This is a genomic window from Microbacterium sp. BLY, from assembly GCF_017939615.1.
Lineage (GTDB): Bacteria > Actinomycetota > Actinomycetes > Actinomycetales > Microbacteriaceae > Microbacterium.
In genome coordinates this window covers 2,167,181-2,189,348 of record NZ_JAGKSR010000001.1, presented here as the reverse complement: position 1 = coordinate 2,189,348, position 22,168 = coordinate 2,167,181, and the positions used below count along the sequence as shown (strand labels likewise).

Sequence of the window (22,168 nt, the reverse complement as noted above, 5' to 3'; positions counted from 1 at the left end):
CCATGACAGAGATCACCGGTCCCGACGCCCTCGCCCGCATCGCCGAGCTCGTGGAGGACATCGACTTCACGATGCTCACCACCACCGATCCGGACGGGAACCTCGTCAGCCGCCCCATGTCCACGCGGCAGATGGATGACACCGGCGCCATCTGGTTCTTCACCGCGGAGGACACGGAGAAGGTCGAGGAGGCTCGCCGACACCATGACGTGGGGCTGGCCTACTGCGACGCGAAGGGCATGCGCTACGTGTCGGTCGCCGGCACCGCCGAGATCGTGCACGACCGCGCGAAGATGGAGGAGCTCTACTCTCCCTCGCTCGACATCTGGTTCGAGCACGGTCTCGAGACGCCGGGCATCGCGCTGCTCAAGGTGACGCCCGTCGTGGCCGAGTTCTGGGAACCGGCGAAGGGCAAGGTCGCGATGGCCGCCGGGGCGCTCAAGGCGCTGGTCACCCGAGACACCCCGGACGACGACATCATGAACCACGGCCGCGTCACCTGCTGAGCGGCCGAGGGTCAGCGCGGGGAGGAGAGCCGCTCCACGGCCTCCGCCACCGAGACCGCTTCGCGCTCCCCCGTGCGACGGTCCCAGAACTCCACCTGTCCCTCGGCGGCCCCACGTCCCACGATCACGATCTTCGGGACGCCCACCAGCTCGGCGTCGCCGAACTTGACCCCGGGCGACACCTTCGGACGGTCGTCGTAGAGCACGTCGAGACCACCGGCCTCCAACTGCGCGGACAGAGCCTCCGCGACGTCGAACGCGACCTGGTCGCGGCCGGCAGCGACGACCTGCACGTCGAACGGGGCGACGGAGGCCGGCCAGATCAGCCCCTTGTCGTCGTTGTTCAACTCGGCGATGATCGCCAGGATCCGGGTCACGCCGATGCCGTACGAGCCCATCGTGACCGTGACCAGCTTGCCGTTCTCGTTGAGGACCTTCAGGCCGAGCGCCTCCGCGTACTTCCGGCCGAGCTGGAAGACATGGCCGATCTCCATGCCGCGCGCGAGCTCGACGGGGCCCGATCCGTCCGGCGCGGGGTCTCCGGCGCGCACGTTCGCGATCTCGACGATGCCGTCGGCCTCGAAGTCGCGACCGGCGACGACCGAGTGCGCGTGCTTCTGGTCGATGTTCGCGCCGGTGATCCAGCTCGTGCCCTCGCTCACGCGCGGATCGACGAGATAACGGATGCCGGTGGCGGACTCCTCGCCGAGCACGGCGCCCGTGGGCGACCACGGACCGATGTACCCCTTGACCAGGAGCGGGTTGTTCTCGAAGTCCTCCGCCGTCGCGGTCTCGACCTCGGCCGGGGCGAAGGCCACCTCCGCGCGCTTCTCGTCGACCTCACGATCGCCGGGGATGCCGACGATCACGAGCTCGCGGGAACCGTCGAGGTGCTTCAGCGCCAGCACGACGTTCTTGAGCGTGTCGGCCGCGGTGTACTCGCCGTCGAGCTCGCGGTTGCAGTGCGCGACGAGGGTCTCGATGGTCGGGGTGTCCGGAGAGTCGAAGATCACGGGCGCGCCGTCGGCGTCGAACGGGATCGGCGCAGAGACGGGCGTGCGGAAGGCCTCGACGTTGGCCGCGTAGCCGCCGGCACTGCGGACGAACGTGTCCTCCCCCACGGGGGTCGGGTGCAGGAACTCTTCGCTCCGCGAACCGCCCATGGCCCCGGCGTCGGCCTGCACGATCGCGTACTCGAGACCCAGACGCTGGAAGATGCGCTCGTACGCATCCCGCTGCGCCTGATAGCTGGCTTCGAGCCCTTCGTCGGACGCATCGAACGAGTACGCATCCTTCATCGTGAACTCGCGGCCGCGGAGGAGTCCGGCGCGGGGCCGAGCCTCGTCGCGGTACTTGTCCTGGATCTGGAAGAGCGTCAGCGGGAGGTCCTTGTACGACGAGTACAGGTCCTTCACGAGGAGCGTGAACGCCTCCTCATGGGTCGGCGCGAGGAGGTAGTCGCCCCCCTTGCGGTCCTGCAGCCGGAACAGCAGGTCGCCGTACTCCTCCCAGCGGCCGGTGGCTTCGTACGCCTCCCGGGGCATGAGCGCGGGGAAGTGCACCTCCTGGGCGCCGGCGGCGGCCATCTCCTCGCGGATGACGGTCTCGATCTTCGCCTTGACGCGCAGGCCCAGCGGCAGCCACGCGAAGATCCCTGCGGCCTGCGGTCGGATGTAGCCGGCACGGATCAGCAGCTTGTGACTGGCGATCTCGGCACCGGCGGGATCTTCGCGGAGCGTACGGAGGAAGAAGTTCGAAAGACGAGTGACCACGGCTCAAGTGTAGTGAGCCGCGGCCACCCGCCTCGTCGGTCAGTTGAGAGCCGGGAGTCCGTGCGGCACGACCCCGCCGCTGTACAGGCTCTCCGCGAGCTCCTGCAGCGCCGTGAGCGCCACCCGCTGCGGAAGGGGGCCGTACGAGATGCGGGCCACGCCGAGCTTCTCGTACTCCGAGGCGGCGAGCGCGCCGGGGATCCCGATCACGCTGACCTTGCGCTCACCGATGCCGTCGACGAGCTGACGGGTGACGTTCGCGTCGAGGATGCCAGGGACGAAGACCGCGGTGGCACCCGCGTCGAGGAACGCGCGTCCACGCTGGATCGCGTCCGCGATGCTCTCCTCCACCGGGCGCGACCCGGCGCGCACGAAGGCGTCCGTCCGGGCGTTCAGGGCGAAAGGCACGCCTTCGGCCTCGGCGGCCTTGACGATCGCCTCGACGACGGCGACGGACTCGTCGAGGGGCTTCAGGCGGTCCTCGACGTTCGCGCCGACCACGCCGGCGCCGATCGCGAGGCGGGTGGTCTCCCCCGCGTCGCCGTATCCGTCGTCGAGGTCGGCGGTCACGGGCACCGTCACGGCGGCGGCGATACGACCGACCATGTCGATCATCACGTCGCGCGGGGTGTCGCCATCGTCGTAACCGAACGACGCCGCGATGCCGTGGCCGGCGGTCGCGATCGCCTTCGTCTCGGGAAGGGCGGCGACGGCGCGCGCGGAGACGACGTCCCACACGTTCACCACGCGGAGGATCTCCGGAGCGTCATAGAGTCCGACGAGGGTCTGGGCCTTTGCAGCAGTGGTCATGCCAACCACGCTAGCGGCCGATGCGGGCACGCGGGGCGGATGCTCCCTGATCACTCGGGTGGTCGACCTAGGCTGGCAGCATGCCCCAGCGCCGCTCGCATGTCGCCCCGTCCGCCGCGCAGACCGAGCTCGCTGCGGCGCTCTCGGCCCTGCGGGAATCCCTCGAGACGCCGACGGCGTTCCCGGCCGAGGCGCTCGCGGAGGCCGAGGCCGCCTCGGCCACCCCACCGGACCTCGACCTGACGGACGTCCCGTTCGTGACACTCGACCCGCTGGGCGCCCGCGACCTCGACCAGGCTTTCCACCTCGATCGGGACGGCGACGGCTACCGTGTGCGCTACGCCATCGCGGACGTGCCCGGGCTCGTCGCTCCGGGTGGGGCGGTGGATGCGGAGGCGCGCCGGCGCGGACAGACCCTGTACGCCGCGGACGGCACGATCCCCCTGCATCCGCCGGTGCTCAGCGAGGACCGCGCGTCCCTGCTCCCCGACGAGGACCGACCCGCCCTGGTGTGGACGTTCACCCTCGACGCGACGGGGACGGTGACCGACTTCCGGTTGGAGCGCGCCCTCGTCCGGTCGCGCGCCCAGCTCGACTACGCCGCCACCCAGGCGGCCCTGGACCGGGGCGAGGGCGGCCCCGCCGCTCTGCTGCCGGAGATCGGCGCGCTCCGCCTGGACCAGGAGCGTCAGCGCGGCGGCGCGAGTCTGAACCTGCCGGACGAAGAGGTGGTGCGCACCGAGGACGGGGCGTACGCGATCGAGCGCCGTAGTCCCCTCCCCGTCGAGGAGTGGAACGCGCAGCTGTCCCTCATGACCGGGATGGCGGCCGCCGCACTCATGATGGATGCGGGTATCGGGATCCTCCGGACGATGCCGGAGCCGGACGACGACGCGTTCGCGGCCTTCCGTCACCAGACGGAGGCGCTGGGGCGTCCGTGGACCGACGGCCCCTACGGTGAGTACCTGCGCAGCCTGGACCGCACGGACCCGATGACTCTTCCCGTGCTGGAGGCGGCCGCCTCGCTGTTCCGCGGCGCGGGGTACCTCGTGTTCGACGGCGAGACGCCCGATGACGCCGTGCAGGCGGCGATCGGCGCCCCCTACGCGCACGCGACTGCGCCCCTCCGCCGGCTCGTCGACCGCTGGGTCCTCACCATCTGCCTCGCCGTGTCGACCGGGCAGCCGGTTCCGGAGTGGGTGCGCTCCTCGCTCGGTGACCTTCCCGCACTCATGCAGGAGTCCGGGCGACGGGCGTCGCAGTTGGATGCCGACACCGTGAACCGCGTCGAGGCGGCACTCCTCACGCCCCTGGTCGGGCAGACGGTCGAGGCGACCGTGATCGAACTCCGAGGAGAGAGGGCCGCCGTCCAGATCGCCGAGCCCGCGGTGACGACGACCGCGCCGGTGGCCCCCGACACGAAACCCGGGGACGTGGTGCGACTGCGCGTTCTGCGCGTGGACATCGCCGCGGGTGAGATCGAGCTCGCTGTCTGACTCCGCCGGGTCAGGCGACCGCCGGGTCAGGCGGACGCCCGGAGTCAGGCACCCCCAGGCACGACTGCCTGTGCAGCCGCGATCACCTGCGTCCCCGCCGGATACCCTGTCGAGATGGATCAGGCCGAGCGCGTCGAGCGCTTCCTCGTGGAGAAGTATCCGCGCGCACGCATCGCGATCGTCGCCGGGAGCACCGCCCGCGGCGAGCGCACCCACACGAGCGACATCGACCTCCTGCTCATCGCCGACGACCTGTTCGCTGACGACGCCCAGGCGAGCGAGGCCGCCACGTTCGAGTTCGAGGGCGAGACCTTCGAGGTGTTCGCATACACGGCGGCAGGGTTCGAGACATGGGCGAATCGCGGCGTCGCACAGCACCGACCTGTCATCGTGCACATGCTCGTGGAGGGCGTGCCGGTGCGCTCCGGGCCCGGGCTTGACGACCTGCGCGCGCGGTGGGGTGCCGTGCTCGCCGCCGGCCCCACAGTGGAAGAGAGTGAGTCGCGATTCCGGCGGTACGTGATCACCGATCTCCTCGACGACCTGCAGGACGCGGCGGACCCTCTCGAACAGCATGTGGTGGCCGGCCTGTTGTTCGAGCGCATCGCCGAGCTGATGCTGCTGACCGACGGGCAGTGGATCGGCTCGGGGAAGTGGCTCCCCCGACGTTTGCGCGCGTGGAGTCCCGAGCGCGCGAAGCAGCTCAGCGCTCCGCTGCTCGCCGGAGACATCCCGGGGTTCGCGGCGCGGGTCGGCGAGGAACTGGAACTCGCAGGTGGTCGGGTGCAGGCGGGGTTGGTGCGCTGACCTCATCGCGAAAACAGGCAGTCGCGCCGCAACAGGCGACGCCGGCCACCAGCGCCTGTTCCCCCGCGTCCGACTGCGCGCACGCGACATGCCGGCGCGATGTCAGGAGGCGGGGGTCGCGCTCGTCGTCATCACGAGGAGCTGCGGGTCGGACAGATCCAGGGTCACCGTGATGGCGGCGAACTCCGCGAGGGATCGGACGTGCGTGCCGCCGCAGAGGATGACGGCTTCGCCGTCGGGCAGCTCGCAGTGCCAGCGGCGCCGATCGACGATCGTCGGCCCCTCCACCGCGATGCGGCTGGTGGCCCCGGAAGAGACCCAGGCGGCGAGCTGCGCGTTGATGCGCTGCTCGCGGTCCGCCAGCGTGGCCGCGAACGTCTCGGTGTCGAAGCCCGCGCGGCGCAGGCTCTTGCCCAGGCGGTACTCGTCGACCGCACCGTCCTCGTGGATGCGGCTGGACTGGTTCGCGTGTCCCTCGAAGTCCGGGTTTCCCAGCGCATCCTCCCCCGGGTCCTTGCGCCAGAGGTCGGCGACCGCGAGATCCAGAGCGAGGGAGGCGAGGTGGCACGCGGTGTGACCGCGGCTGAGGCCGGCACGGTGCGCCTCGTCGACGGCGAGAGACACGCGAGCCCCCTCCGCGAGCCAGCCCGGCGCCGCGCCATCGAGCCGGTGGCCCACCAGCCAGGTCCACCCCTCGGTCCCGCGCTTGACGGGAATGGCGCTGCCCACCGCGAACTCGCCGTCGTCCGAGACCGCCGCCATGAGCGCCTCGGTCACGCGGACGGATCCGTCCTCGCCGGAGAGCACCCCGACATCGCCGGGCTGGTCAGGCCAGGTGTGGTCCACCGGGTGGAACGGCGTGGCGTCGACGACGACCACGGTTCCGTCGGCATCGGCCGCCACGCGGGTCACGACGGCGTCGCCGCGAAGGCTGCCGTCCGGGAAGGCGACGATCGTGGGAGTGGTCATGGGGATCAGGCCGTGACGACCTGGGCGGTGCCGAGCGGAGCGTCCGGTCCCATCTCGGCGGCGATGCGGTTCGCCTCCTCGATGAGGGTCGCGACGATGTCGGCCTCGGGCACGGTCTTGATGACCTCGCCCTTGACGAAGATCTGACCCTTGCCATTCCCGGATGCCACGCCGAGGTCGGCCTCGCGCGCCTCTCCGGGGCCGTTGACGACGCAGCCCATGACGGCGACGCGCAGCGGCACCGTCATCTCCTTGAGCCCCTCGGTGACGTCCTCGGCGAGCGTGTAGACGTCCACCTGCGCGCGACCGCACGACGGGCACGAGACGATCTCCAGCTTGCGCTCGCGGAGGTTGAGGGACTGCAGGATCTGGTGACCGACCTTGACCTCTTCGGCCGGCGGCGCGGACAGGGACACGCGGATCGTGTCTCCGATCCCCTCGCCGAGCAGGATGCCGAATGCGGTCGCACTCTTGATCGTGCCCTGGAAGGCAGGGCCCGCCTCGGTCACGCCGAGGTGCAGCGGCCAGTCGCCCCGCTCGGCGAGCTGACGGTAGGCCTTCACCATGACGACGGGGTCGTTGTGCTTGACCGAGATCTTGAAGTCGTGGAAGTCGTGCTCCTCGAAGAGCGAGGCCTCCCAGACCGCGCTCTCGACCAGCGCCTCGGGCGTGGCCTTGCCGTACTTCTCGAGCAGGCGACGGTCGAGCGAGCCCGCGTTCACACCGATCCGGAGCGAGACGCCCGCATCCTTCGCCGCTTTGGCGATCTCGCCGACCTGGTCGTCGAACTTGCGGATGTTTCCGGGGTTGACCCGCACGGCCGCGCACCCGGCGTCGATCGCCTGGAAGACGTACTTCGGCTGGAAGTGGATGTCCGCGATGACCGGGATCTGGCTCTTCTTCGCGATGATGTGCAGCACGTCCGCGTCGTCCTGCGAGGGCACGGCGACACGGACGATCTCGCAGCCGGAGGCGGTGAGCTCCGCGATCTGCTGCAGCGTCCCGTTGATGTCGGTGGTCTTGGTGGTCGTCATCGACTGCACGCTCACGGGGGCATCACCGCCCACGAGCACCTTGCCCACCTTGATCTGGCGGGACTTGCGACGCGGGGCGAGGACTTCGGGGACCTTCGGCATCCCAAGATTCACTGCTGGCACGACTCCAGCCTACGCCGCCTGGATGCGGAAGGGCTGGATGCGCGCGCCTACGCTGAGGGCATGGCGGTCATCCTCCTCACCGGCTTCGATCCGTTCGACGGCGCCGCCCGCAATCCCTCGATGGAGGCGGTGCGGACCGTCGCCGCAGGCTACGACGGCCCGCACGATCTGGCCATCGCGACGCTGCCGGTGTCGTTCGCGCGGGCTGCGGCGCTTCTGCGAGACACGATCGCGCGGCACTCCCCCGATGCGGTCGTGTGCACCGGTCTGGCGGGCGGCAGCGACCGCATCACCGTCGAGCGCGTGGGGGTGAACCTCATGGACGCGCGGATCCCCGACAACGACGGCGCTCAGCCGGTGGACGAGCCCAGTGACCCCGACGGTCCGGCTGCCCGGTTCGCCACTCTTCCCACCAAGCGCCTGGTGCGTCGGCTCACCGATGCCGGACTCCCCGCCCGCCTCTCGTTGTCCGCCGGGTCGTATGTGTGCAACCACGTGCTCTACACGGCGCTCTCCGTCGTCCCCAGGGGCGTACCAGCGGGCTTCGTTCATCTGCCCTGGTCCCGGAGCACCGCGCCTGCGGGGGCATTCTTCCTGGACGACGAGGACATCGCGCGGAGCGTGCGCCTGGTCGTCGACCACTGTCTCGACGATGACGACGATGCCCCGGGGGGCTCTCTCTGGTGACGTCACGACGCCCGGTCGCCCGACCCGGGTGTGGTAGTTTCGCCCCATGATCGCGCACATCACCTGGTGGCCCGCCTCCTAGGCGGTGTGTTCGCGTTCCCTCGAATCCAGACCGCCTCCGGGGCGGTCTTTTCGTTGCGCCGAGCCGGAGCCCTCGCACAGGAGACATCGATGACCCTCTCTCGCCTCGACGAGCTCAGCGCCGACCCCGACGCCTCCTTCGTACTGATCGCCCGCGACGGCGCGGACACCGTGGAGCTGCTCACGGGTGAGGTGACGGACGTGGATCTGCTCGCCGACATCCCGCTGACGACCGACGGGCGCCGCCGCGAGGTCTTCGCGCTCGTCCCCTATCGCCAGGTGCGTGAGCGCGGGTTCGTGGCACAGGACGACGGCGCGCCGCTGCGCTGCCTCCTCGTCGACGAGCACCTGCACCTGCCGACCCCGGCCGTGCTCGACGCCCTCCCCGCGGCCCCCGTCCCGCTACGCGACGAGGGCTTCGACATCGCCGACGAAGAGTATGCGGCGATCGTCGAGACCGTCATCGCGGACGAGATCGGACGGGGCGAGGGAGCGAACTTCGTCATCCGTCGCGACTTCACCGCCACCGTCGACGCCGACGAGCGTCAGGCGGCGCTGACGTGGTTCCGGGCACTCCTCGCCCACGAGCGCGGCGCGTACTGGACGTTCGCCGTGTTCACCCCCGGGCACATCGCCGTCGGGGCCAGCCCGGAGGCGCACGTCGTGGCGCGCGGCGGCATCGTGACGATGAACCCGATCTCCGGCACCTTCCGGCATCCGGCGGGAGGAGCGACGAAGGAGACGCTGACCGACTTCCTCGCCTCCACCAAGGAGACCGAGGAGCTGTTCATGGTCGTCGACGAGGAGCTCAAGATGATGAGCGCCGTCTGCGCGGACGGCGGACGCATCACGGGTCCGCACCTCAAGGAGATGTCCCGCCTGACCCACACGGAGTACATGCTGCGCGGGCGCAGCGGTCTCGACCCGCGCGACATCCTCCGCGAGACGATGTTCGCCCCCACCGTCACCGGCTCCCCCATGCAGAACGCCTGTGCGGTGATCCGGCGGCACGAGCGCAAACCGCGGGGCTACTACTCCGGGGTGGCCGCACTGTTCACCCCGAATGCGGACGGCGGCCACGATCTCGACGCCCCGATCCTCATCCGCACCGTGTACCTGCAGGGCGGGGAGCTCAGCGTCCCCGTCGGCGCCACCCTCGTGCGGCACTCCGACCCCCACGGCGAGGTCTCGGAGACGCACGGCAAGGCTGCGGGCGTGCTCGGCGCGATCGGCGCGATCGACCGGGACCGCGTCGCCGAGGCCCGCAGCGATGCCGACGCTCCCGGTACCCCCCGGAGCCTCGCGGACGACCCCGACGTCGCCGCGCTGCTCGCCTCGCGCAACGCCCGTCTGGCCGAGTTCTGGTTGAACCCGCAGGGCGAGGACTTCACGGGCCCGTTCTCCGGCCGTTCCGCACTGGTCGTCGACGCGGAGGACCGCTTCACCACGATGCTCGCGCACCAGCTGCGTCATCTCGGGCTGGACGTGACCATCGCGTCATGGGACCAGGTGGACGACGAGGCCGTGGAGACGGCGGACCTCGTCGTCGCCGGGCCCGGCCCCGGCGACCCGCGCGACCGCGAGAGCCCGCGCATCGCCCGGATGCGGGAGGTCGTCGCCGCCCGGCTGCGTGCGCGCACACCGCTGCTCGCCGTCTGTTTGAGCCACCAGATCCTGGCGGATCGGCTGGGCGTCCCCCTCACGCCTCTGGACGCGCCGCATCAGGGCCTGCAGAAGACCGTGCCGGTCTTCGGGGAGGACGCGTCGATCGGGTTCTACAACACGTTCACGGCACGCGTGGCCCCGGGGACGATGAACGTCGGCGCAGCCGAGGTCTCCGCGGACCCGGCCACCGGCGACGTCTCCGCGCTCCGCGGGGACGGTTTCGCGTCGGTGCAGGGCCACCTCGAGTCCATCCTGTCCCGCGACGGCATCCGCACGCTGGAGCGCCTGGTCGGGCACGCGCTGGGCTGAGTCCCGGCCGCGACGGTTCAGCCCAGGAGCTTCACCGGGTTGAACAGATCGGCCACGAGCAGCAGTGCGCCCATCGCGATCAGCAGCGTGGCGACGACGACGGTCAGCGGCACGAGCTTGGTGGCGTCGACCGGAGCAGGGGGCGGGCGGCGGAAGAGCTTCGCCCACGCCCGCTTGATCCCCTCCCACAGCGCGACGACGATGTGACCGCCGTCGAGGGGCAGCAGCGGGATGAGGTTGAACACGAAGAGCGCCACGTTGAGCGAGCCGAGAAGGCCGAGCAGCACAGCGAAGCGATTGAGGACGGGCGCATCCGTCGCGGCCACCTCGCCGGCCAGTCGTCCCACTCCGACGACGCTGAGCGGACCGTTCGGGTCGCGTTCCCCACCCGTCACGAGGGACACCCCCACATCCCACAGCCGGACCGGCAGCGTGACGATCAGCGAACCGACCCGGGCCACCGTGTCCGCCGCCATCTGCGGCCCGGCCGTCAGCGGCTGCTGCACGTAGCCCATCTGGGCGATCATGCCGGCGTAGCCGACCTCCTTCACCACGGGCTCGCCGTCATCGTCCCGCACCGGCTGCCCGCTCGCATCCGTGATCGTGCGTTCCGCCGCGATCGGTGTGAGCGTCAGCGTCTTCTCCTCACCGTCCCGCCGGACGACGAGCGCGAGATCCTTCCCCGGCGATGCCTGCACGATCGCGGTCGCCTCCGCGAAGGTGGACACCGGGGTGCCGTCGATCGACACGAGCACGTCCCCGGCCTGCACGTCGGCGACGGCCGCCGGGGACTCCGGGTCCTCGGGGCTGCACTCGGTGGCCGACGAGGACGCGGGGACCACGCATTCGTTCACCGCCGCCACCGTCGTCGTGCCCTGCTGCACACCGATGCCGCTCACCAGCACGGTGAAGATGACGACGGCGAGCAGGAGGTTCATGAGCGGGCCGCCGAGCATGACGATCACCCGCTTCCACACCGGAAGCCGGTAGAAGACGCGATCCTCCGCGCCCTCCGCGATCGTCTCGTCGTTCGCGGAGCGTGCGTCCTGGATCAGCGTGCGGAACACCCCCGACGCGGGCCCGCTGTCCTTCGACGACGGGTACATCCCCGACATCGAGATGAACCCGCCGAGGGGCAGGAGCTTGAAGCCGTACTCCGTCTCCCCGATCCGCTTCGACCACAGACGCGGCCCGAAACCGATCATGTACTGGCCGACACGGACGCCGAAGAGCTTCGCGGGGACGAGATGACCGACCTCGTGCAGGCCGATCGAGAGGCCGAGGCCGATCAGCATGAACACGATGCCGCCCAGATAGAGCAGGAATTCCACGTGCCAACGGTACTGCCCGTCGCCTAGGAATCCGCCTGACTCGCGCAGGGTGGCTAGGCTGACGGGGTGACCTCCCGGCAGCTGCGCTTCGTCCGTGCCGCCGCCGTCTCGACGATCGCCACGCTTCTCGCGGCCGTCTCGCACACGATCGGCGGCGGCGCCGCCCCGCACCCGCTGCTCATCGCGGCGGTCTCCGTGCTCTTCCTCCCGGTCTCGGCGGCCCTCGTCGGCAGCCGGGTTTCCCGGATACGGGTCGCGGGAGCCGTGTTCGCGGCGCAGGCCGCGTTCCACGTGCTCTTCCAGGCCCTCGGCGCTCCGACGGCGGGCGGAGTCGCGGGCACCGTCGGGCACGCTCACCACGTCGACCTGAGCGCGCTCGGCCCGCTGTCGACAGCCCCCGCGCTCGACGCCGCCATGCTGTCGGCGCACCTCGCCGCCGCCGTGCTGACCACCCTGCTGCTCTGGCACGGGGAGAGCGTCGTGGCGACGATCGCCCGGTGGTTCCAGGCCGCGGTCCGACGCGGCGACGTGCTGCCCACGGTCACCACCGCCCCGCCGCAGCCGCTCCGCTCGCTCCCGCTCACCCTGCGGGACGGGGCCGTCGATACCGTCCTGTCCCGACGCGGCCCTCCGGCGGTCATCGGCGGCTGAGCCGCCTCTCCGGCACCCGCCGTCCTCGGTGACGGCCCTCCCTTTCCGGGCGGCGCTCTGTCGGCGCGCCCGCACACGATCATCTGGAGACACCATGTCGCACACCCCCATCCGCTCACGCCGTCCTCGCCGCGCTCTCCTCGGAGCCTCCGGCCTCGTCGGCGGACTCGCCCTCACCCTCGCCGTTCCCGCGATGGCCGGCGCCCACGTCTCCGTGAGCCCCGACCAGCTCGCCGCCGGCGATCACGGCGTCCTGACGTTCTCGTTCGCGCACGGGTGCGGCACATCGCCCACCACGGCACTGCGCGTCACCATGCCCGACGGCCTCGCCTCGGTCGCCCCCACCCTCGACGGCGACTGGACGATCCAGGTGGAGCGCGGAGACGACGGCCTGGTGAGCGCCGTCACCTACACCGCTCTCACCCCGGTGCCGACCGACCTCCGCGGTGCCGTCAGCATGTCGGTCGGGCTGGACGAGGACACGCCGGAGACGCTGGCCTTCCCCGTGGTGCAGCAGTGCGTCGACGGGGCCACCGAGTGGACCCAGCTCGCCGAGAAGGGCGAGGACCCGCACGACCTCGATGCCCCCGCCCCCGTCGTGACGGTCACTGACGGCGGCGAGGGAGCCCACGGCACCACCCCCGCGCATCCTGCGACGGCCACCGCCGCGGACGATGACGCCCTGGGCATCGGGCTCGGCGCCGGGGGCCTCCTCGCCGGGGTCGCGGCCCTCGTGGTCGCGGTGCTGGCCTTCCGTCGGCGGGCCTGAGACCCCGGTCCGCCGCGCCGCTCCCCGGCGCGGCGGACCGACGCGCCCGGGTCCACTCCCCCGGCCGTGAGAACATGGAGACGACATGTCGATGGAACAACAGCCGACCCTGCCCCCCGTGCTCCGCCCCGCGAACCCGCCCCGGCGTGAGCTGTCCGAACTCGCCTCCCGGTTCGCCCGCTCCGTGCGCGGCGACGTGGAGGGCGTCACCCTCAGCGGCATCACTCTCGCCACGGCGGACCTCCGTCCCGGCGAGGCCTTCGTGGCCATCCGGGGCGTGAACCGCCACGGTGCGGACTTCGCGAAGACCGCCGCCGAGAAGGGCGCGGTCGCCGTCATCACGGACGAGGCCGGAGCTGACATCGCCGCGGACGTCGACCTCCCGATCCTCATCGTGGACGACCCGCGCGGAGTGCTCGGCGCGTTGAGCGCCTGGGTGTACGGAACGGGAGCGGAGGACCCACTGCCTCTCCTCTTCGCGACCACCGGCACCAACGGGAAGACGAGCGTCTCCCACCTGCTGGAGGGGATCCTCGAGCAGATGGGCGTCGTCACCGGGCTCTCCTCCACGGCCGAGCGCCACATCGCCGGTGAGGTGATCGTCTCGCGGCTCACCACCCCCGAAGCCTCCGAGATGCACGCCCTCCTCGCGCTGATGCGCGAGCGCGAGGTCGAGGCCGTCGCGGTCGAGGTGAGCGCACAAGCCCTGTCCCGGCACCGCGTCGACGGCATCCGCTTCGACGTCGCCGGCTTCACGAACCTCAGCCACGATCACCTCGACGACTACGCCGACATGGAGGAGTACTTCGAGGCGAAGCTGCCGCTCTTCCGTCCCGATCGCGCCCTGCGCGGCGTCGTCTGCCTCGACTCGCCGTCCGGCGCCACGGTCGTCGAGCGCGCCGAGATCCCCGTCGTGACCGTCGGCACGCCGTCCATCGCCGCCGATGCCGACTCGGCCGCCGCGGCTGACTGGGTCGTCGTGATCGACGACGAGCGCACGACCGGCACGACCTTCACGATGACCGGACCGGCGGGGACCCTCACCACCACCGTCCCTGTCATCGGCCCGCACATGGCGGCGAACGCGGCCCTCGCGATCGTCATGCTGTCCGAGGGCGGCTACGCCTGGGAGCGCATCGTCGCGGCTCTGGAACGCGACGGCGGCATCCGCGCCTACCTTCCCGGTCGTACCCAGCTGGTGTCGGGCGAGAGCGGCCCCGCCGTCTTCGTCGACTTCGGCCACTCCCCCGACGCGTTCGAGAAGACGCTGGCCGCGGTCCGCCGCGTGACCTCGGGCAAGGTGCTCATGCTGTTCGGCGCCGACGGCGACCGCGATGCCAGCAAGCGCTTCGACATGGCACGCACGGCCGTGGAGGGCAGCGACATCCTCGTCGTGACCGACCATCACCCGCGCTTCGAGGACCCCGCCTCGATCCGCGCGACGCTCGTCGAGGGCGCGCGACGCGCCCGACCGGACGCGGAGATCCACGAGTTCTCTCCTCCGGAGGCCGCGATCGTCGCTGCCGTCGGCCTCGTCGGTGACGGCGACGCGATCCTCTGGGCGGGTCCGGGTCACCAGGACTACCGCGACATCCGCGGAGTGCGCACGCCCTACTCGGCTCGGGAGCTCTCCCGTCGTGCGCTGAAGGCGGCGGGTTGGCCGGTCCCGGAGCCGCGCTGGCCTGTGCCGTACCCGGACGAGGACTGACTCCGGGCCGTCCGGTCAGGCGGCGGCGATGAGTTCGTCGGCCTTCCGCCGCGCCCAGGCCTCCGCCTCGGCCAGCGTGTCCACCGTCAGGGCGTCCGGTGCGTCGTGCGCGTCCACGACCCGGGAGACCGTGTCGACGATACCGAGGAAGGGCAGGCGTCCCTCGTGGAAGGCGTCGACCGCCTGCTCGTTGGCAGCGTTGTAGACGGCGGGGAACGTGCCGCCTGCGCGGCCCACTGCCTTCGCCAGCGCGACCGCCGGGAAGGCCTGGTCATCGAGCGGCTCGAACGTCCAGGAGGTGGCCGTCGTCCAGTCGAGCGGGCGACCCACGCCGCCGATGCGGTGAGGCCAATCGAGACCGAGCGAGATCGGCAGCCGCATGTCGGGCGGTGACGCCTGCGCGATCGTGGAGCCGTCGACGAATTCCACCATCGAGTGCACGATCGACTGCGGATGCACCACGACCTCGATGTCGTCGTAGGGCACATCGAACAGCAGGTGCGCCTCGATCACCTCGAGCCCCTTGTTGACGAGGGTCGCGGAGTTCGTGGTCACCGTGCGGCCCATGTTCCAGGTCGGGTGCGCAAGCGCCTCCTCCGGCGTCACCGCGGTCAACTCGTTCCGGCTGCGACCGCGGAAAGGCCCTCCGGAGGCGGTGACGACGAGGCGGCGCACCTCGTCGTGCGTCCCGGAGCGCAGCGCCTGCGCGAGCGCGGAATGCTCGGAGTCCACCGGGACGATCTGACCCGGCGCGGCCGCGGCGAGCACGAGGTCGCCGCCGACGATCAGGGACTCCTTGTTCGCGAGAGCGAGCGTTCGTCCCTCCTGGAGCGCGGCCAGGGTCGAGCCCAGACCGATGGAACCCGTGATGGCGTTCAGCACCACGTCGGCCTCGACGTCGCGGACCAGCTGCTCGGCCTCCGTCGCGCCGAGAGCGGTGTGCTCGACCTGGAACTGTGCGGCCTGCTCCTGCACCATCGCGGCATTCGACCCCGCGGCGAGGCCGACCAGCTCGAATCGCCGCGGGTTGGCGCGGATCACGTCCAGCGCCTGAGTGCCGATGGAACCGGTGGAGCCGAGGACGATGACGCGACGCATGACGCCAGCCTAGGTCACGTCCCCGGAACGGCCCGACACCGCTCTACTGCTGCGGCTGTGCGGGAGTGGTCGCGAGGATGTCGACGACGAAGACGAGGGTCTCGTCCTGGAGCTCGTGGCCTTCGCTCGCCCCGTAGCCGTCGGACGGCGGGATCACGACGAGGACCTGGGAGCCGACCTTCTGGCCCTCGAGCGCCTTCTGGAAGCCGGCGACCACGCCCGTGGTCTGGAACTGGGCCGGGGCCGCGTCGCGACTCCAGCTCGAATCGAACTCCTCGCCGTCGGACCACTTCACCCCGAGGTACTGGACGACGACGAGGTCGCCCGACGCCACCGTGGGCCCGTCGCCCTGCTTGAGGACGGAGATCTTCGTCTCCGTCGGCGCGTCGCCGTCCGGGATCGTGACGGACGGCTTGCCGTCGTCGTCGAGCTCGACCTCGGGCATGCCGGCGGTCGGCTCGACGTCCGTACCCGTCGCCACCTCGGGGAGGCGGTCGACGGCCTCGGCGTAGACGACGATGTTGCTTCCGCCCTCGCCGAGAGCGCTGCCCGGGATGGCGAGGACGACGCGCGAGCCGACGGGCTCGCACTCCAGCGCGGCGACGAACAGGGAGGACTGGTTCGGGTCGAGGAGTACGGGCAGCGTGCCGTCCTCGCCGCGCGCCGAGGAGTCGACGACATCACCACTGGCGGCATCGACGATCTGGTACTGCACGGAGACGAGATCGTTCGCCGCGAGGTCGTCGCCTTCACCCTCGGAGATGACGGTCCGCTCGACGTTGGCGAACTCCGCGTCGGCGGGAACGGTGACCTTCGCGTCGGCCCCTTCGCCGTTGACCTCGACCGCATCGGACGTCTCGCCCGCCTTGGCGTTCACCAGGCACTGGTTCGACGCGGACGGGTTCGGGGACGAGGAACTCTCGGGATTCCCGTTTCCGGAGCAGCCCGCCAGCAGCAGGGTCGCCGCAGCGACGGTGGACAGGACGAGCAGCGGACGAGTGCGCACAGGAAGACCTCACGATCACGGGCGGAAGACTCCATCCTGCCTCATCGCGCTTTGCCCGCGCTGGGAACGTGCGGCGCGAGTCTCCATTCCTCCCTCGGCATGGATCCGGGAGTAGCCTGATCTGATGAGCTCTGAGCAGTCCGTGGACCCCGAAACGCCCTCAGAGGACTCCCCGAAGCCCCGTCACGCCGGCTTCACGTACAGGCTGGGTCGCAGCCTCATCGCGCCGCTGGCCCGTCTGGTCTACCGCCCGCGCATCGAGGGTCGCGAGCACGTCCCGACCACGGGACCGGTGATCTTTGCGAGCAACCATCTGTCGTTCATCGACTCCATCGCGATCCCGGTCGCCGCACCTCGCCCTGTGCACTTCCTCGCCAAGTCGAGCTACTTCGAGGGCACCGGCCTGAAGGGCTGGGCCTCCAAGACGTTCTTCCAGGCGATCGGCGCGATCCCCGTCCGCCGCGGTGCCGGTCAGGCGGCGCTCGACGCCCTCGACCTGCAGCGTCAGCTGCTGGATGAGGGGCTCGCCGTGGCCCTGTATCCGGAGGGGACGCGCTCCACCGACGGACGACTGTACAAGGGCCGCACCGGAGTCGCCTTCCTCGCCCTGCAGACCGGGGCACCCGTGGTCCCGGTGGGACTCATCGGGACGGACAAGGTGATGCCGGTCGGCGCGACGATGCCGACGCTGTCCGAGCGGATCACCGTCCGATTCGGTGCACCGTTGGATCTGTCGCCCCACGGTCCGGCGACGAGCGGTCGCGCCCGCCGTCTGGCGACCGACGAGATCATGGCCGCCATCCACGGCCTGTCGGAACAGGAACTCGCGGGGGTCTACAACGAAGCACCCGCCCAGAACACGATCGAGAAGATCAAGCAGGCGCTTCCGCACGAGCGTCGCTGAGCGGCTCAGCCGGCGGCTGTCACCGTCGCCTGGTGCCGGACGGGGAAGTTGACCGAACTGGCGATGAAGCACCACTCGTTCGCCTGGGCATGGGCACGCTCGGCCGCCTCGATCATGGACGCCTCCGCGACGACGACCTCCGGGCGGAGCAGCACCTCGACGAAGGAGCCGCCACCGGCGCCGTTCTCGCGCATGACGCCGCTCGCGTCGTCACGGTAGGAGACCACGACGACTCCAGCGGTGACGCACGCGTGCAGATACGACAGCAGGTGGCACTCCGACAGCGACGCCAGCAGGAGGTCCTCGGGGTTCCACCGCGACGGGTCTCCCCGGAACGGCTTGTCGGAAGACGCGAGAAGTTCGGGCTTGCCTGTGATCTCGATCGTGACATTGCGACGGTAGTCCCGATACCCGCTCGTACCGGACCCGGTGTTCCCCGTCCAGGTGGAGGTGAGGGCGTAGCGATGCTCGCCCAGGGGCCGCGGGCTCGTCTGCTGTGTCATCCGCCCAGTCTGCCAGCGGCCGCCGACGTTCGTGCGCGCGTCCGACGACGGTGGCGCTCCGCCCCCGCCGGTAGAGTTGTCGGGTGCTGGAGACTCTCACCGTTCAGGATGCCGTCGAACTCGCCGTCGTGGAGCGCAGCGGGTTCATCGAGTCGCGTCACGCCGGGGTCGCCGTCGTGCTCTCCCCCGAGGGCGAGGTGATCGCACGGCACGGGAACGCGGACGCACTGATCCTCCCCCGATCCAGCCTGAAGCCCCTGCAGGCGGTCGCCTGTCTCACCGCCGGGGCCGTTCTCGAAGGCGAGCAGCTGGCTCTGTCGACCGCCAGCCATTCCGGGACGGATCGGCACGCGGAGGTCGTCCGTGAGATCCTCACGGCCGGCGGGCTCAATGAGGATGATCTGGGTTGTCCCCCCGCCTGGCCCTCGGATTCCGCGACGCGCGACGAGATGGTGCGCGAGCACGGCCAAGAGGCACGGGTGCGGATGAACTGCTCAGGCAAGCACGCGGCGATGCTCCGCGCCTGCATCGCGACGGGCTGGCCGACCGAGGGCTACCTCGACCCGGCGCACCCGCTCCAGGCGCACATCCGCGACGTCATCGAACGGCTCACGGGCGAGAAGATGGCGCACACCGCGATCGACGGCTGTGGCGCCCCCGTGTACGCCCTCACTCTCACCGGGCTGGCCCGCGCCATCCATCGGATCGGCACCGCATCGGAGCGCTCTCCGTTCGCCCTGCACCGTGTGGCCGGATCGCTGGTGAAGGCTGTGCGTGAGAACCCCTGGACCATCGACGGGCCTGGCCGCCCCGACACCATCGCGATCGAGCGGCTCGGAGTGTTCGCCAAGGGCGGGGCCGAGGGCGTCATGGTGATGGTCGCGCCGAACGGCACCACGGTCGCCCTCAAGATGCTCGACGGAAGCGGGCGGGCGTCGGCCATCGTGGCCGCACTGCTCCTGGCACGGGCGGGCGGCCTGGCCGATGCCGACGTGGCCGCCCTGGCCGATGCCCTCCCCCTCACGGTGCTCGGGGGCGGGGCCGCGGTCGGCGCGATCCGCCCCGGCGCCGGGATCTGATCCGACCCGTTCGACCGCCGCGTCCCCGGCGACTCGGTCACCGGGGAGCAAGCGCGGGAAGCACCACGCGACGCGGTGCCCGATCGCCGACGACGGCCCACGCTCGTCCCGCGTCCTGTCGCGCGTAGGGAGGCAGCGTGCGCACCCCGACGAGCTGACGGAGCTCCGCCGGCCGCTCGGCCCGGATCAGCACCTCACCCTCGGAGCGCGCACGCTGCCAGTCGGTCCAATGGCGCTGCCAGGTCTCGGCGTCGCCGACCACGACACACGGCCGGGCCGTCCCGCCCACCTCCGCCCCGAGCAGTGCCACCTCCCACTCGGGGTGCGCGGCCGCCAGCGCAGCGGCGACACCGCGCGCCCCCGGCGTCACGAGCGCCGTCGACGCCGTCGCCGGCACCCACCTACTCTCCGCACCCCCGGCGACGACCGTGGACGAGTGTGGCTCCCCCTCCTCGTCGACCCACGCGAACTGCATCTCCCGACCGTCGAGCAGGGCCCGCCCCGGGGGACGGTCACGACGGAAATCCGCGATCTCCCCGCCCGCCGCGAGATGCTCCACCCGACTCGGCATCCGGAGCAGCGCCCGGCGCGGCAGCGCATCCAGCACCCGCGCCAGCGGGCCGGTGGCACGGGTCGCCGTCAGCACCCAAGTGACCGTCGCCGCCGACCGCACCAGCCGCTCCCAGCGGAGCGCGAAGTCCTGCCCGTACTCGAGGGGAAGGTCGGCCTGGAGACGATCGATATCGTCGACGAGCACGGTGCCGGGTATCGCGGCTTCGCCCTGCTCCCACGCCGCCATCTGATCGACAGCCACCTCGAGATCCGTCGGGAACCAGGCGCTCGTCGGATCCTGCGCCGCGATCCCCCGCAACACCGTCGTCCGTCCCGTGCCGGCGGCTCCGAGGACGACGAGACCGCGCTCGAGGCCGGGCCGCAGCGTCACCGGAGGCTGCGCCTGGACTGCGGGGTCATCAGCGCGTCCGAGCACCAGGAGTGGTCCCGGCATCGATCCGCGCAGGGCGTCCCGTTCGGCGGTGAGGGCTGTCAGGGGCAGACGGGTCGGCAGCGCCGGGTACCACGGTGGCGCGACGGTCGGTGCCGACGTCCAGCGCGCCACGATGCGTTCGAGGAAGGCGTCGTCCGTGAGCGCGATCCGCACCGGACGCGGGCCCTCGTCCTGAGGACGCCGGACGAGGGCCCTCCCCCGCCCGTCGACACCTCCGGGGAGCTCGGCCGCTCCCGCCGTGCCCACCACAGCCCTGCTGTCGGCCGCCTCGGCCACGCGCAGGCTGATCCGGAGAGGACAGTTGGTCGCCAACGCGTCCCGGATCACCCCCGCCGCACGCTGCGTCCCGAGGATCAGGTGCATGCCCAGAGCCCGGCCCCGCGCGGCGACGTCCGTGAACACGGCCGCGAGCTCCGCGTGCTCGTGCAGCAGCGCGGCGAATTCGTCGACCACGATCACCAGGCGGGCGAGGTCGATCTCGGAGATGTCCCGGGCGCCCGCCGCGGCGAGCAGGGATTCGCGTCGCCGCATCTCCGCCGTGAGGCTGGCGACGCCCCGACCCGCCTCCGTCTCGTCGAGGTCGGTGAGGACGCCGACGACGTGCGGCAGGTCTCGGAGCCGGTCGAACGCCGTCCCACCTTTGAAGTCCGCGAGGAGGAAGGTCACCCGCTCCGGGCCCTGCGACGCACAGACGGCGGCGACCCACGTGACGAGGAGCTCGCTCTTTCCCGTGCCGGTCATCCCGGTCACGATCGCATGCGGGCCGTCGTCGACGATGTCGACCGTCATCGGCTCGTCCTGCGCCGCCCGGCCGAGAGCGACGGGGAGCCCGGAGCCGGCGGACGGCTGCGTGACGCTCTGGAGACTCAGCGGCCCGGTGGTCGGGGTCTCGTCGTCGACGAGCCCGCCACACAGCTCCGCCACCCCGGCAGCTTGAGCGACCGACAGACACTCCACGGCGAGTGTCGTGACGCCCTCCGGTGTCCGCAGCGTCGCCACGTCGGGCTGCGCGATGTCGATCACCGTGGTGACGCCCTCCGGGACCTCGGCATCGGGCGGCCCCACCCAGACCACGGCCGTCGCATCGGGCGCCCGGCCCTCCGGGGTCGCGACAGCGAGGCGGAATGCGGCGCGTCGGGAGTACCGGGCGTGAGGAAGGGCCGCCAGTCCGCCCACGCTCTCTTCCGCGATGGTAACGGCGAGGGCCGCCGGTGCGTGCCGCAGGCAGAGCTGCAGCACGAGCGCTCGCGCCGTCGCCTCGACCAGCGGACCGGGGCCACGCAGACACAGCCCCGCCCCGAGCGGGACGACGACGGGAGCATCATCCAGCACCGTGCAGCGCCGACGGAACTCCCGCCCCGTGTCGTCATCCGCGCCGACGCACCGGACCGCACTCGCGCGGTGTCCGCGCCCCACGACGAGCGCGGTCTCCGGCCCCGGCGGTCGCGCGTCGCGCAGAGGACGTTCACGTACGCACGCCGCGGTATCGGGGTGGCGACGCTCCTCCCGTCGCCGCTCTTCGTCGTGTCGTCGCCGCAGCTCCGACTCCGCTTCGCTCCACGCACGCCGGAGTCGCGCGTCGTCCGCACATCGCTCGCGACGGCGGATACGCACGGTGTCGAGGAGTGAGGCCCCGATCATCAGGGGTCCGACCGCCGCGAACCACAGCGCCTGCACCGCCCCCGTCGTCAGCCACATCGCCACGCCGACGCCCACGGGGACCACGGCAGCCACGAGCGGAAGCGAGCTGCGGCGAGGCGGGACGGACGCGGACGGGAGCGGGATGGGCGAGGAATCCATGCCCCCCAGTGCAGCGCACTCGCCGGGTCGGAACCGGCCTCTCCCCAGGCTCGG

Annotated in this window: 19 protein-coding genes; 10 read left to right on the top strand and 9 right to left on the bottom strand. The window is 71.4% G+C overall.

Going from position 1 to position 22,168, the window contains the following annotated elements:
• The first annotated feature begins 2 nt into the window (after positions 1-2).
• Complete coding sequence (locus KAF39_RS10710) at positions 3-506, top strand: pyridoxamine 5'-phosphate oxidase family protein (RefSeq protein ID WP_210677239.1); 504 nt, start codon at positions 3-5, stop codon at positions 504-506.
• An 11-nt stretch (positions 507-517) separates the two neighbouring features.
• Here KAF39_RS10710 and KAF39_RS10705 read toward each other — a convergent pair whose 3' ends face one another.
• Positions 518-2,278: a proline--tRNA ligase gene (locus KAF39_RS10705; RefSeq protein ID WP_210677238.1), complete on the bottom strand. Its 1,761-nt coding sequence runs from the start codon at positions 2,276-2,278 to the stop codon at positions 518-520.
• A gap of 39 nt (positions 2,279-2,317) precedes the next feature.
• Positions 2,318-3,088, bottom strand: a complete 771-nt coding sequence (locus tag KAF39_RS10700) for an isocitrate lyase/phosphoenolpyruvate mutase family protein (RefSeq protein WP_210677237.1) — start codon at positions 3,086-3,088, stop codon at positions 2,318-2,320.
• 80 nt (positions 3,089-3,168) lie between these two features.
• Between KAF39_RS10700 and KAF39_RS10695 the strand changes: the two genes are divergently transcribed.
• Complete coding sequence (locus KAF39_RS10695; RefSeq protein ID WP_210677236.1) at positions 3,169-4,584, top strand: RNB domain-containing ribonuclease; 1,416 nt, start codon at positions 3,169-3,171, stop codon at positions 4,582-4,584.
• A gap of 114 nt (positions 4,585-4,698) precedes the next feature.
• On the top strand, positions 4,699-5,391 hold the full coding sequence (locus KAF39_RS10690; protein WP_210677235.1) for a nucleotidyltransferase domain-containing protein: 693 nt from the start codon (positions 4,699-4,701) through the stop codon (positions 5,389-5,391).
• A 102-nt stretch (positions 5,392-5,493) separates the two neighbouring features.
• Here KAF39_RS10690 and KAF39_RS10685 read toward each other — a convergent pair whose 3' ends face one another.
• Positions 5,494-6,360 (bottom strand): hypothetical protein, encoded by an 867-nt coding sequence (locus tag KAF39_RS10685; RefSeq protein WP_210677234.1) that lies wholly within the window; start codon positions 6,358-6,360, stop codon positions 5,494-5,496.
• 5 nt (positions 6,361-6,365) lie between these two features.
• Positions 6,366-7,496, bottom strand: a complete 1,131-nt coding sequence (ispG, locus tag KAF39_RS10680; RefSeq protein WP_025103167.1) for a flavodoxin-dependent (E)-4-hydroxy-3-methylbut-2-enyl-diphosphate synthase — start codon at positions 7,494-7,496, stop codon at positions 6,366-6,368.
• A gap of 81 nt (positions 7,497-7,577) precedes the next feature.
• Between ispG and KAF39_RS10675 the strand changes: the two genes are divergently transcribed.
• Positions 7,578-8,204 (top strand): pyroglutamyl-peptidase I, encoded by a 627-nt coding sequence (locus KAF39_RS10675; RefSeq protein WP_210677233.1) that lies wholly within the window; start codon positions 7,578-7,580, stop codon positions 8,202-8,204.
• Between the two features lie 171 nt (positions 8,205-8,375).
• Positions 8,376-10,259 carry a chorismate-binding protein gene (locus KAF39_RS10670; RefSeq protein WP_210677232.1) on the top strand — a complete coding sequence of 628 codons (1,884 nt, stop codon included), beginning with the start codon at positions 8,376-8,378 and terminating at the stop codon, positions 10,257-10,259.
• A 17-nt stretch (positions 10,260-10,276) separates the two neighbouring features.
• Here the strand turns inward: KAF39_RS10670 and KAF39_RS10665 are convergent, their stop codons facing one another.
• Entirely contained in the window at positions 10,277-11,590 is a 1,314-nt protein-coding gene (locus tag KAF39_RS10665) for an RIP metalloprotease (RefSeq protein WP_210677231.1), read from the bottom strand.
• 66 nt (positions 11,591-11,656) lie between these two features.
• Between KAF39_RS10665 and KAF39_RS10660 the strand changes: the two genes are divergently transcribed.
• From KAF39_RS10660 to KAF39_RS10650, 3 genes are all read left to right on the top strand, one after another.
• The gene (locus tag KAF39_RS10660; RefSeq protein ID WP_210677230.1) at positions 11,657-12,241 is read left to right on the top strand and encodes a hypothetical protein; all 585 of its coding nucleotides are present in this window, start codon (positions 11,657-11,659) and stop codon (positions 12,239-12,241) included.
• A gap of 94 nt (positions 12,242-12,335) precedes the next feature.
• Positions 12,336-13,010 carry a YcnI family protein gene (locus KAF39_RS10655; protein WP_210677229.1) on the top strand — a complete coding sequence of 225 codons (675 nt, stop codon included), beginning with the start codon at positions 12,336-12,338 and terminating at the stop codon, positions 13,008-13,010.
• Positions 13,011-13,101: 91 nt separating this feature from the next.
• The gene (locus KAF39_RS10650; RefSeq protein ID WP_210678036.1) at positions 13,102-14,718 is read left to right on the top strand and encodes a Mur ligase family protein; all 1,617 of its coding nucleotides are present in this window, start codon (positions 13,102-13,104) and stop codon (positions 14,716-14,718) included.
• Positions 14,719-14,733: 15 nt separating this feature from the next.
• Here KAF39_RS10650 and dxr read toward each other — a convergent pair whose 3' ends face one another.
• Positions 14,734-15,816, bottom strand: a complete 1,083-nt coding sequence (dxr, locus tag KAF39_RS10645; RefSeq protein WP_210677228.1) for a 1-deoxy-D-xylulose-5-phosphate reductoisomerase — start codon at positions 15,814-15,816, stop codon at positions 14,734-14,736.
• A 43-nt stretch (positions 15,817-15,859) separates the two neighbouring features.
• Positions 15,860-16,822 (bottom strand): FKBP-type peptidyl-prolyl cis-trans isomerase, encoded by a 963-nt coding sequence (locus KAF39_RS10640; protein WP_210677227.1) that lies wholly within the window; start codon positions 16,820-16,822, stop codon positions 15,860-15,862.
• A gap of 124 nt (positions 16,823-16,946) precedes the next feature.
• On the opposite strand from KAF39_RS10640, the gene KAF39_RS10635 reads away from it, so the two are divergent.
• On the top strand, positions 16,947-17,726 hold the full coding sequence (locus KAF39_RS10635) for a 1-acyl-sn-glycerol-3-phosphate acyltransferase (protein WP_210677226.1): 780 nt from the start codon (positions 16,947-16,949) through the stop codon (positions 17,724-17,726).
• Between the two features lie 5 nt (positions 17,727-17,731).
• Here KAF39_RS10635 and KAF39_RS10630 read toward each other — a convergent pair whose 3' ends face one another.
• Complete coding sequence (locus KAF39_RS10630; RefSeq protein WP_210677225.1) at positions 17,732-18,229, bottom strand: OsmC family protein; 498 nt, start codon at positions 18,227-18,229, stop codon at positions 17,732-17,734.
• Positions 18,230-18,312: 83 nt separating this feature from the next.
• Here KAF39_RS10630 and KAF39_RS10625 point away from each other — a divergent pair, with 83 nt between their 5' ends.
• Positions 18,313-19,308, top strand: coding sequence for an asparaginase (locus tag KAF39_RS10625; RefSeq protein ID WP_210677224.1), 996 nt, complete (start codon positions 18,313-18,315; stop codon positions 19,306-19,308).
• A gap of 37 nt (positions 19,309-19,345) precedes the next feature.
• Here the strand turns inward: KAF39_RS10625 and KAF39_RS10620 are convergent, their stop codons facing one another.
• Positions 19,346-22,114 carry an FtsK/SpoIIIE domain-containing protein gene (locus KAF39_RS10620; RefSeq protein ID WP_210677223.1) on the bottom strand — a complete coding sequence of 923 codons (2,769 nt, stop codon included), beginning with the start codon at positions 22,112-22,114 and terminating at the stop codon, positions 19,346-19,348.
• Positions 22,115-22,168 lie beyond the last annotated feature (54 nt).